General features: G+C 32.9%; 9 protein-coding genes. All 9 read right to left on the reverse strand.

All coding sequences use genetic code 11. The features are described 5' to 3' along the window. Positions 1-90 precede the first annotated feature (90 nt). The 9 genes from HMPREF2810_RS08045 to HMPREF2810_RS08090 all read right to left on the reverse strand — a co-directional run bounded on the left by HMPREF2810_RS08045 (position 91) and on the right by HMPREF2810_RS08090 (position 11,830). A complete protein-coding gene (locus tag HMPREF2810_RS08045; protein ID WP_002419732.1) occupies positions 91-1,050 on the reverse strand; it encodes a GDP-mannose 4,6-dehydratase in 960 nt (319 codons plus the stop codon). Between the two features lie 92 nt (positions 1,051-1,142). Beyond that, positions 1,143-2,564, reverse strand: a complete 1,422-nt coding sequence (locus HMPREF2810_RS08050) for a lipopolysaccharide biosynthesis protein (RefSeq protein ID WP_002366935.1) — start codon at positions 2,562-2,564, stop codon at positions 1,143-1,145. Positions 2,565-2,574: 10 nt separating this feature from the next. Further along, on the reverse strand, positions 2,575-3,546 hold the full coding sequence (locus tag HMPREF2810_RS08055) for a glycosyltransferase family 2 protein (RefSeq protein WP_002419733.1): 972 nt from the start codon (positions 3,544-3,546) through the stop codon (positions 2,575-2,577). Positions 3,547-3,585: 39 nt separating this feature from the next. Continuing rightward, entirely contained in the window at positions 3,586-4,410 is an 825-nt protein-coding gene (locus tag HMPREF2810_RS08060) for a LicD family protein (RefSeq protein WP_002419734.1), read from the reverse strand. 54 nt (positions 4,411-4,464) lie between these two features. Further along, positions 4,465-5,895, reverse strand: a complete 1,431-nt coding sequence (locus HMPREF2810_RS08065) for an O-antigen ligase family protein (protein ID WP_002369109.1) — start codon at positions 5,893-5,895, stop codon at positions 4,465-4,467. Between the two features lie 40 nt (positions 5,896-5,935). Continuing rightward, the gene (locus HMPREF2810_RS08070; protein WP_002369106.1) at positions 5,936-6,910 is read right to left on the reverse strand and encodes a glycosyltransferase family 2 protein; all 975 of its coding nucleotides are present in this window, start codon (positions 6,908-6,910) and stop codon (positions 5,936-5,938) included. A 1-nt stretch (position 6,911) separates the two neighbouring features. Beyond that, complete coding sequence (locus tag HMPREF2810_RS08075; protein ID WP_002419735.1) at positions 6,912-7,970, reverse strand: NAD-dependent epimerase/dehydratase family protein; 1,059 nt, start codon at positions 7,968-7,970, stop codon at positions 6,912-6,914. Positions 7,971-7,983: 13 nt separating this feature from the next. Beyond that, a complete protein-coding gene (locus HMPREF2810_RS08080; RefSeq protein WP_002419736.1) occupies positions 7,984-8,688 on the reverse strand; it encodes an IspD/TarI family cytidylyltransferase in 705 nt (234 codons plus the stop codon). A 460-nt stretch (positions 8,689-9,148) separates the two neighbouring features. Then, entirely contained in the window at positions 9,149-11,830 is a 2,682-nt protein-coding gene (locus HMPREF2810_RS08090) for a DUF5776 domain-containing protein (RefSeq protein ID WP_010715338.1), read from the reverse strand. Positions 11,831-11,979: the final 149 nt, after the last annotated feature.

Here is an 11,979-nt window from a genome sequence, read left to right on the forward strand (position 1 = left end):
AAGAAAGAGTAGGACATCAATCAAAGCGACTGATGTCCTACTCTTTAAGTCTTATAAACAATTTAGTCTCAAATCCGTCTTTTTATTCTCTTAATCTTTTAATTCATAATTAACGTATTTATCTAAACCAGATTGGATACTATATTTTGGTTCATATCCAATGGCACGTAATTTAGATATATCCGCTAAAGAATCTTTGATGTCCCCAGCTCGCGCTTCTTTGTATTCAACTGGCAAAGTGACTTTCATAATATCATTTAGAGAAGAAATTAACTCATTTAAATCGGTTGCTTTCCCTGTTCCGACATTATATACTTCCCCAAGTGATTGGTCAGAATGAGCGACAAGATTCAACGCTTGAACCACGTCCTCAACAAAGACAAAATCACGAGATTGTTTTCCATCACCAAAGATATTGAATGTCACTTCTTGATTGGCTAATAAGCGTTTGTAAGAGTCCATCACAATCGAAATAACGCCAGAATAAGGGGAATTAGGATTTTGGTTTGGCCCATAAACGTTAAAGAACCGAACAGCGCTTGTCGGAACATCATATAAATGACAATAGTTTAACACATATTTTTCAGAAGCAAATTTATCCACCGCATAAGGCGTTAATGGACGAATTACTGATTCTTCCTGTTTTGGTAAAGTTGGCTCATCGCCGTAAACTGCTGCAGAAGAAGCAAACACCAAACGTTTTAAATCTTTCTGGTATTTCCGAATTAATTCCAGTAATTGTAACACACTCTCAAAATTCACTTGGTGTGTTTCCACTGGACGTGCTACTGAGTCTGCTACACTAGCAATCGCTGCTAAGTGAAAAATGTAATCGAACTGATACTCTTGTAGTACTTTTTCCATTAATTGTTGATCAGTCACGCTACCTTCAATGAACGTGATGTTTTCAGATGCGTTTAAATTTTCAGTTTGGCCCATTGATAAATCATCAACGACCACAACTTGATTGTCTTTACTATAATAATTTGCTAAGGTTGAGCCGATAAAGCCGGCGCCGCCTGTGATTAAAAAGTTCCTCAAGTTTCCCACTCCAATTAAAATAATACATTAATTTTACCATTTTTAGGTGTCAAAGACTACAGTTTGTTTTTTTCAATAAAAAAGGAGAGAAAATAACTTTCTCAACCTTTTACTAAATATTTTAAATTCTTTGCGTTATTCACAAAACTCTTATGAATGAATAAGAAATAGATAATGTACACAATTCCATAAGAAATGAAACTATAAATACTACCGCCAAACCAAAGATTACTAAAGATAAACAATAATGTAACCAACGTTTCCAATACAGTACTATTACCTATTTTAACGTTCATATCTTTGCATAGAAAAATTTCCGCTAAATTACAACGAAATGCTAAACTTACTAATATCAACCCAACAGTTAAATTCAAGTTCCCAACAACGAAAATCACAAACAGCGACAGGATTAACGACAAGGCAAGTGTCAATACGTTAACAAATAAAATTGTTTTTTCTTTTCTCAACGTTTTTAAATACGTATTAATTAGTAAAGACATCCGACCTTCATAAATAACTATAGGAAATAGAATTCCCATAAATTTCAAACTCTCGCTATATTCGGGTAACCACATACCTAAAACAAATTTGACGGGTACATATAACAGCAGAATTGCATACGTCAACGGAACAAAAACACCTCTTAATGTGACAAATAAAGACGGCAATCGCTCTTTATTTGTCCGTCTTAACAACGGAAACATTACAATTCCAACAGCATTAATAAAAGTTAAAAACATATTTGATAAACTTAAAGTAAAGGACAATTTACCAAAGGTTTCGATAGTCCAACGCTGTTGAACAAAAAAGCGAATGGTTCCCATTATTAGCATACTTGCTATACTACTGAGCATTAGTTTACTACCTATGTTAATATTATCAACTATTTCAGGAGTAACTTCCTTCAAACTCATCATGTTCACACGCAACATGTCTTTAACTCTAAACATTCCCCAAACCGTAATAATCAGTTTAGAAAGTATATCCATAATGATTAGCCAATAAAAATCTCGTCCTCCTAATGCAAAGTAAATTGCAATGAACAGGACATATAAATAGCGATCATTTCTGGATAATTGAGCATATTCCTTAATACGATTTGTTGACTGAAAAACATACAGAATAAACGTTTTTGCAATTGTAATTACTGAAACAATGGCCGTCAATATCAAAATAATCCCTTGATATTCTTTCGGCATGAAAAAGTAAGCCCAAAGAATGACAAAAGCAGAAATACAACATTCAAAAATCGCTAAATACCAGAATTGAGAACCGAGATTTCTTTTATCTAAATTTTCGTATTCTTCTCCCCCGATTTTTAAATAGATACCATCAATCCAGCCTAAGTGGAGAAATCCAACATATGAAGAATAAAAAACATAAAGTTGCCAATAACTGTATTCTGTAACGCCTAGCAACTTAGGAACAAATAAATTTAAGAGAACCGAAATACCCAACGTTGCAAAATTTGCAGCCACAGTATAATAAAGGTTTTTAGCCACCATTTTTGCTTTTGAATTCATAGCATTATGCTCACTTTCTAATTTTATATTTCATGATATGGTACATATCTGTGCTAAAATAAAACTTATGATGATACTTAAAAAAGGCACATAGAATCGGAATAATTTTTTTTCGTTCTAATAAAGATACTCGCATATTCAACTCTTTAATCAAGTTTGAAAGAACTTTGTCTTTATATTCAAATTCTTCAACATGTGGTTGATTATTTAAATAATTCTTTGCAGCCTTTGTACGCTGTAATCTCCGGCGTAAAGTATTCAATCTTTCTTCAAAGTGGTTTTGTCTCTTAGCTAAATCAATTTCTTTTTTAAAGGAACTTTGTCCATGTTTACGCCATCTAATTAATTCTTCCCTAACGATATAGAGCCCATCACTTAGTAAAGAACTTCCCCACATCGCCATATCATGTACAGGATTTTCCATTTCAGATGCGTATAGATTAACGTTTGCAATAAAACTCTTTCTAATTGCATATACACAACCTGGTCGACGTAAAAATAAATTGTTTTCATTAAATACAACCTGTTCTTCTTTTTGATTAGGCAGTTTAACTGAATCAATTTTTTTTAATTCCTCTGCTAATCCTCCCGGTTCTACTAATTCAGTATAATCGCTTACTAAAACTTTGACATCAGTGTTTACAAAAGCGTTACACATCACTTCAATTTTAGATACATCCCAAATATCGTCTTGATCACAAGTAAAAACAATTTCTTTTGTAGCAGCATTCAATAGATTAAAGAAATTTTTGCGCCAACCTAAATTTTCCTTATTGATTTTCAAATGCCACGTTTCACCTAATTTATTTTCAGAGATAAATTTTTCAATTATTTTAACTGTAGAATCTGTAGAACAATCATCCCAAATCAATACTTCATCAACTTTTTTCGATTGATTTTTTAAAGAATCCAACTGTTCTAAGATGTTTTTTTCTCCATTATAGGTAGCCATAACAACAGTTGCTGTATATTGTTGGTCCATTTAAGTACGCCCTCTTTCTAAAAAGCCTATAAATAATCTTTATTTTTGGTAAAAATCATAGGGATGATGAGTGATTCTTTCTTCTACCGGAGGCATTTCCATATAATCTCCATAGCGTAAAGTCAAAAATTGTTTTCGCTTTTTAATGGCCATAAATTGATGTCCTTCAAACTCTACATCTTCATATTCCAAAAACCACTCATTAGGAAACACACCCCAATCTATATGAATCCATTCGAGATAACCACAATGATTTGTTGTTCCAAATGGGATTTTTTTTGCCTCCGTTTGATATAAATCACGCCAATATTGATCGTTTCCTGTTTTTTTTGTTTTAAAATGATGAGGATAACGTGTTATTAATTTTATTAAAGCCTTACTAAGATAAAAACTTCGCGCATAGCTTAAGCCTAAAGTATCCATTAAGTTTAACCGATACTGTTCCGTTTTATTTCTCAGTTCATTTCTCTCCTTTTGACTATCAGGGATGCCATCAATTGGAAAAATATCTACAAAAACTCCTAAGTCCTTATCTTCTCCACCAAAATATTGTTTTGAATGAGCTACAGTATTAGGATCAACTAACTTTGCAAAAGGATAACGAAAATGTTTCCTTGTTTCAAAAGAAAGTAATTGATAGTTAGAGTCGTTTTCAAGGATTTTAATTAACACTTCATAATCTGGTCTCGGCATAACTATATCAATATCATCATCCCAAGGAATAAAACCTTTATGACGTTCTACACCAATCAAGGTTCCATAAAATAATGTATAATGCAAGTTGTTAGATCGACAAATATTATCGATATACACTAATATTTCAACAGCCTTCGCCTGAACTTCGTTTAACGTAAGTTTTTGCATGATATTACTCTCCCACTTATATAATAATCAATTGTATAGTAGAAAAAATGAGCATCATTGCTCATTTCCTCTAATCAAATCATTTTCCATGTCAGTACGATACTGAATTTTACCTAAGTATAACCAAAAGATAACTGTTGCAAAACGTCTTGTTAAAATGACTTCAGTTATCAGTAATCCAGAAATTAAAATGACTAACACAATTTGGTTATCTAACACAAAATCCATATAATTTTTAATTCGAACGCTAAACAGCAATTTAGCAGAGTTAAACATTTTAGATAGCAAGAAAATTAGAAATACAATTGTACCTGAAATCCCTGTAGCTGCTAATAAATAGAAGAAAAAACTATGCGGTGTTTGAGCTGTCTTAGCAATATGAGATTGAGGCAATTTATCTTTAGCTATATCTGCAAAACCTTTTGGAGAAGTGCCAAATATAGGATTTAATTTCATTAAATCTATCGCACTTTGCCAAAGAGCAAATCGACTATTTGAAATATCGTCTTTCCCCTCAACATCTGGTCTCTTAGTAGTAATTTTCTTATTTCCTAGAATTTCATTTTCTTTATTATCTAAAACTTTTGGTACTTCAATATTCACTGAATTTGCAGCAGCAATATACCCTTTTTCTATTAACTGTAAGCCCCCGAAAACAATAGCACCACAGAAAAAAGAAACTAATACTGCTTGCACAACTTTTTTTATAACTGCTTTGGATGTATTTTTTTGAAAGAACCAAATTGTAAAGAACATCCCGAAAATTACCATTGAAATCAACTGAATAACTCCTGATCTTGATCCAGACAATGCTACATAACTAAATTGTAGAAAAATCACCATTGCACAAACCACTTTTAACCATTTGCTATTGGTATTAATAAAATTCCGCACGCCAACCAAAATACAAACTAATGAGATGGTACATGCATAGTTAGGCTCCACAAAAACACCATATAATCGATTTTCAAAAAAACCGATTCTCATTCCGTAATACAAAGACTCTACTGGTTTTGAAAAGCTGATTCGCGCAAAAAATAAGTATAACCCAACGATGACTAATGCAGTCCAAACAATTAAAAGTACATACTCAAAAGCTTTAAAAACAGATTTATCATTCGAACGCCCTACTTCGTAAACGGAAAAGAAAAAGATACATTGCCAAATGATCAACTTAATGTTCTCTGAAAAAGCATACGTATGATTAATAAATGTTGTTAAAAATAAAATTCCTATAAAAGCAATTAACCAGTATTCTATTCTTCTTTGTTTTTTTTCTATAAAAATTGGCAAGAAGTGACATATGAAGTAAACACCTGACAATAGCATAATTATCAAGGTAAATAATGAATCTATTTTTGTTGGTAAAGTCGAATAAATGCTAACCATTCGACAAATTAGAACTAACTCAAAAAAAACAATATATGGTATAGCTATCCTTTTTTCTATTTTTTGCATCTGCTGTGATAAATTAATAATCATCATATCCTCCAATTATTTAAAACAACTTTTAGATTACAACTTGTTAATCTATTGTTTTTTCTATATATTTTCTTTTCAATTTAATTGGTATTTTATAAAAAGGAAGACCAAACATAAGTAAAATCATTGATAGTTTACGACTTTTTGTAAAAACTTTATTTTTCATAATAAAAATAAAGTTTTTACGAAGATAGCGAACAATTTGTTTCGTTTCTTTTTCCTTCGAAGCATTACTAATCAAAATTTTATCTAATACTAAAAAATTCGCAAAACAAACTCTTTGATGGGCAGCTTCTTCTATAACTGCTCCCTTACCTTTCAATTTAAGTTCATTCTTCTCCCAAGCTTCTATAAACTCAAATTGTTTATCTGAAAATGTTTCTGTATTAATGCTGCCCATTCGATGATAATAGTAATATTTTTGTGTTGAATCAATAGAAACTTTCTGACATTCAGACAACAAATCTACTATAATAAATGAATCTTCATGATACTTTCCTTTAGGATATCTTAGATCCGCAAAGAGTTTTCGTTTATATAACTTATTTACAGCATGTACGGAGATAATATTTCCTTGTAAAATTAACAATAATGCTTCTTCTCTGGAAAAAGTTCCCTGTATTAAACTTTTTACAATTGGCTCTTTCCCCTCATAGACATCATAAATACCACAGATTGATAAATCGGCATCTTCTTTTACGATATTTGTATATAATAGTTCATACATATCATCTGCAATGTAATCATCACTATCTACGAAACCTAAATACTCACCTGTTGCTATTTCAATTCCAGCATTACGAGCATCGCTGAGCCCTCCATTTTCTTTATGGATAACTTTTACTCGTTGATCTTGTTCAGCAAACTGATCACACATTGCTCCGGAACTATCTGGAGAGCCATCGTCTACAAGAATCAATTCAAAGTCAGTAAACGTTTGAGCTAAAATAGAGCGTACGCATTTTTCTAAATATTTTTCTACATTGTATACAGGAACAATAATACTAATTTTGGGCATATCAATTTCCGCTACCTTCTAAAATTTTAATTGTATGTTTTAATGGTTCTTCCATACTGTCAAACAGTGGCCGCCAACCTAATGCGTAGATTTTTTGATTGTCTAGTAGTGCTTTTGTTGCTTTAGAAAATCCTTGTTTTTCTTGGGCGGTGGCTTCCCCATGAATCACTTTTGTTCCAGCCACATTGGCTAATGTTTCCGCAAAAGTGCGTAACGTAATATCGCAATGTTCGTTTGAAACATTGTAAGCTTCCCCTGTTTGCCCTTTAACTAATAAAAACAGAAGAGCAGATGCAATATCTGCAACGTATGCATAAGAGTATAGTTGGGTCCCTGCACTTTTTAACACAATGTTTTCTTTATGGACTGCATTCATAATAAATTGAGAAGAAGCTTTACTATCCGAAAGTAACATCGTAGGCCCAAACGTACGACTAATTCTTGGAATAACAACATCAATACCATATTTTTGAATATAAGCTTGACATAATGATTCACTTGCTCGTTTCCCTTCAGGATAACCAGCCCGTAGCGTGTTACAGTCAATATAACCGCAATAGTCTTCTGTAAATTTATCAACATCTCCACGATTTTCTCCATAGATTTCAACAGTTGATAAAAATAACACTTTTTCACTATTCGCTTTGACCGCATAATCTAAAATATGCTGCGTACCAGCAATATTGGTCATAATCGTTCCAATTGGATCACTGGCATATGATTTAGGATGTGTATTACTAGCACAATGCAACACATAGTCACAAGCTTCTGCTACCTGAATTTCTTCTGTCACATCTCCAATAACTATATGGAATAACGGATCTTCTAAATAACTAGTAAATCGCTCTTCCAAACGCGACAATGTTCGTCCCATCGCCCAGATTGAAATATTCGCATTTCTCGTTTTGTTTTGGTACATAAGTACATCAATTAAAAAGGTCCCAATCATGCCTGAAGCACCAGTTATAAAAACAGATTTATTTGTTACTTTCGTCCAATCTGGTGTCTTCTCTAAAACTCGTTCAACGTCTGATAAATAATTATCATCTGTAAATAACATGGTATCCCCTCCACTACTCTTCTTTCATTTTCAAGAAGCCTTTAAATAACTGTAAGTCATCTTGTGTGGTTAACTTAATGTTTTTATCTGAGCCTAAAGCAAAATACAATGTTTCGCCTAAATCCACCATCATAGTATTCGTATATGACGATTCAGAAATACCAATATTCTCACGGAATGCTTTTTCGTAAGCCCAAGTTAATTTTTCAAATTTATAGGCTTGTGGCGTTGACACGCGACGTAATGTTTCACGATTAATATATTGTCGAGTTGTTTCCTCAGTTTCTTTTACAAAAATTTGTTCATTATATGGCAACGAAGTCACTGCATTGCCGTATTCTTGACACTTAACAATTACATCAGATAAAACTAATTCATCAACTAATGGACGAATTCCGTCATGGATAACAATAGTATCTTCTGGGTTTGAATGTTCTTTTAAGAAATTAACCCCATTGTTAATTGATTCTTGACCAGAATTTCCCCCTGGGATAATCCATTGTAATTTGTCAATATGGTACTCTTTTGCATAGGCATCTAGTGTTTGTTCCCAACCTTTTTTACACACAACTAAGATTCGATCAATGAGTGGATGCTTTTGAAAAGATTCCAATGTGTAAATAATGATTGGCTTTTCCTCAATCATAATAAACTGTTTAGGAATATCCTGCCCCATTCGTTTACCGACTCCACCGGCAATAATTAAAGCTGTAATCATTTGATACAAAATCCTTTCCCTAACTAGTCAACAACTAGTTTTATTTCAATTTTGTTTAACTTATATATTCATCAATACAGCCAAAACTGCATTCAATCTTTTACATTTTCTCATAACTATCAGTAAGTTTCAATAATTTATCTTAGACCTTAATCGAACTGTAAATATTGGCGGTATTTTATTTTATATATTTTAATAGTCTTAGGTTTTATCTTATTACTTTTTTTATTTCGATATTGATTGAATAAAAAATGATTGTTATGCTTTTCATCAATTTCAACAACACTTTTAGCCCCTTTATAAATAGCGAAATTTTTTGACCAATAAAATCTTTTTCTCTTTAAAAAAACACCTTTGTCGAACTCGTACAAAAATAAGTTCAACAAAGATGTCAATATATATTTAACCTTTCAAATATTCTCTTTACTTTAATCAATAAGGCTGTTTATTGGCGGATAGCTTAATCAACTTTTGCTACATACCACTTATTAGCAGTTAAATACCCATGTTTCGTCTTTAACCTTGGTATGCCATTATTTGTATATTCGATTGCTTCAACTTCAACAATCGTATTCTTCTTAACGGCCTGTCCTTTTTTAGTAAATTCAACATTATTGTAGAAGCAATCATCAATTAAGAGCTTAACTTTTTTTGGATTAGTGACAAAGTAATTGTTATTGGTATTTCCAGCAGCTGTCACATAGTTTTTATTTGCAGTAAGATATCCTTCTTCTGTCTTCAAGCGAGGAACACCTTTAGAGGAATACTCAATGCCCTTAACTGGAACGACAGTCCCAGATGATAAGGTTCTGCTAGCATTACGAAACTCTACATCAGTATATAGTTTATCTGACACTCGCATAATAATTTGGTGCGGATTTTCAGTGAAGTAATTATCTGAATTTGATACCAATTTTGTAACATATGATTTGTTAGCAGTTATATAACCTTTGGCAGTCTTTAATCTAGGCAATCCGTTTTCGGTATAATCAACACTTAAAACTTTGATTAATGTATCTTTGGAAACAAACTCACCTTTTTTACTGAAATTTACATCTTGATAATAATAATCATTTGTTTTCATAACTACATACTCTGGATAATCATATAGATAATCTTTGATGTTTGGCACAACTTTTTGGGCATAACTTTTATTAGCCGTTAAATAACCATTTGGGGTAATCAAACGAGGAACTTGATTTTCACGGTACTCGATTCCCACGACAGGAACTAAACTTCCCTTGGAAACAGCTGCTCCTTTATATAAGAAGTCTGGATCCCCATAAAAATTATCATTATTTTTCATAATAATTTGCCCCGGATTAACCGTATGATAGTTGGCAATCCAAGATCCAGTAGCTACTACATAGTTCTTGTTAGCCGTGAAATAATACCCATTCGCCGTCTTCAATCTAGGAATTCCTGATTTTGTTTTCTCAATAGCAGTTACGGTTAAAACACTGCCTGCAGTTACTTTATTTGCTTTTGTCTTAAATTCTACATCTTTGTAATAGGTATCTTCATTTCTAGTAATTACTTGTCCAGGATTAGATGTGTAGTAAATATCTTCTAATCCTTTATATTGTTCAACTATATTTTTATTTGCAGTCAAATATCCTTTCGCTGTTTTCAATCGAAATATACCACTTTGAGTATAAGCTAAATCTTCAACTTCTACTATTGTTCCCTTCGAAACCTTAGACAATCTTTGCTTAAATTCTGGGTCAGCATAGAAATAATCATCGCTTTTCAAACGAACTTTTTTAGGATTTGTCGTAAAATACAAATCAATATTGCTTTGTGCTGCCAATACATAATCTTTATTTGCTGTTAAATAACCTTGGTCTGTGACCAATCGAGGAATTCCTGCTGAACTATATTCAATTCCCTTAATGGTAACTAGTGTATTTTTTTTAACTTGCCAACCAGGAATTCTAAACGCCACATCTTGGTAAAAAGTATCGTCATTTTTCATGATTACTCGACCTGGATTAGTTGTGTAATACTTACTTAAGTCAGGGCCACTACTATTACCCATATTTAAAAAATTACTATAGGTCATGGAAATATCAAATGGACGCCCTTCATAGTTAGCTAAGCCAGGGAAATACATTTGCGAAGACCATTGCCAAGCACCATGGTCATTATTCCACTGCATGGAACTATCAGGAGTATATGGATATTGCGCTACCCATACTCTGTCTCTTCCGAAGGCGGAGGTATCGATATAACCAGCTGTTAACCACCATTTGCCGACATACAACGCATCATTTTTATACCCCAGTGCCTTTAATTGCTGGTTAAATGCAATAGAATTAGCATGGGCGTTTCGTCCATTGTTTGTAAGCGTTGGATCTTCCGCATCATTAAACATTATGGTATTTTTATCTAAGCCAGAGTTAGCCGCCGCCTGAGCAAAATATCTTGCTTCATCTTGTGCTGTCGCAGCAGAGACATACATACTATAGTGATATGCTGAAACTTTTAAGCCAGCAGCTTTGGCATTTCTAATTTGGCCAGCAGCATATGGGTTAACATACCAAGTTCCTTCTGTCAATTTAACCGAGACGCCTGTTACACCATAACTTTTAATTTTTTGATATTCAGCTACTGAAATGTCGCCATTCCAACTAGAAACGTCAATAAAATTCTTGCCAGGCAAATTAGGATCATTCGCATAGACGTTCGCAACTGTTGCTCGCGCTACCCTAGAAGAAATGCCGTTTTTCATAGCATATGTTCCTTTTTTATGGTTCGTTCCTTCACGTGCTGCTTCTTGATAATCCGCTTCATCTTGGTCAATGTTCTTTTTTTCTACTTCAGAGCTTTGTGATGCTTCTGTTTTACCATCTGTTGTGCTTGTTTCTGAAACAGAAGAATGTTCTTCGGTTGTACTATTTGTTGAAGAATCAAGAGGCTCTTCTTTTGTGCTTGAAGCAGAACTATCGCTTTCAGAGGTATTTTCTTCTGTAACAGAAGATGTATCCTCCGTTGAATTAATCGTTTTTTCTGACGTAGCTTGAGTGACCAAGCCAGTCTCCCCCGTTGTTTCTGTTTTTACAAGCTCTTCTCCTGATGCAATCACACTAAAACTATTTAATAATACGGTACAAATTAACATACCTGAAATGATTTTTTTCATGAAACTCTCCTTATATATTTAATAATATGTATCTTTCTTAAATACTCGCCATTAATCCTTAAAAAAATGTGCATCCTATAACCTTCAACTAATTGTTTTCACATTTTAAAACTAACACCAATTATTATCTCATACCTTTATTTCAAATT

Origin of the sequence: Enterococcus sp. HMSC078F03, from assembly GCF_001811595.1 — a bacterium.
Classification (GTDB): Bacteria; Bacillota; Bacilli; order Lactobacillales; family Enterococcaceae; genus Enterococcus; species Enterococcus faecalis.

Excerpts from the sequence above, each read along its gene's own strand:
- HMPREF2810_RS08075 (WP_002419735.1), bottom strand. The coding sequence starts at position 7,970 with ATGTTATTTACAGATGATAATTATTTATCAGACGTTGAACGAGTTTTA.
- HMPREF2810_RS08060 (WP_002419734.1), bottom strand. The coding sequence starts at position 4,410 with ATGCAAAAACTTACGTTAAACGAAGTTCAGGCGAAGGCTGTTGAAATA.
- HMPREF2810_RS08050 (WP_002366935.1), bottom strand. The coding sequence starts at position 2,564 with ATGAATTCAAAAGCAAAAATGGTGGCTAAAAACCTTTATTATACTGTG.
- HMPREF2810_RS08070 (WP_002369106.1), bottom strand. The coding sequence starts at position 6,910 with ATGCCCAAAATTAGTATTATTGTTCCTGTATACAATGTAGAAAAATAT.
- HMPREF2810_RS08065 (WP_002369109.1), bottom strand. The coding sequence starts at position 5,895 with ATGATGATTATTAATTTATCACAGCAGATGCAAAAAATAGAAAAAAGG.
- HMPREF2810_RS08055 (WP_002419733.1), bottom strand. The coding sequence starts at position 3,546 with ATGGACCAACAATATACAGCAACTGTTGTTATGGCTACCTATAATGGA.
- HMPREF2810_RS08080 (WP_002419736.1), bottom strand. The coding sequence starts at position 8,688 with ATGATTACAGCTTTAATTATTGCCGGTGGAGTCGGTAAACGAATGGGG.
- HMPREF2810_RS08090 (WP_010715338.1), bottom strand. The coding sequence starts at position 11,830 with ATGAAAAAAATCATTTCAGGTATGTTAATTTGTACCGTATTATTAAAT.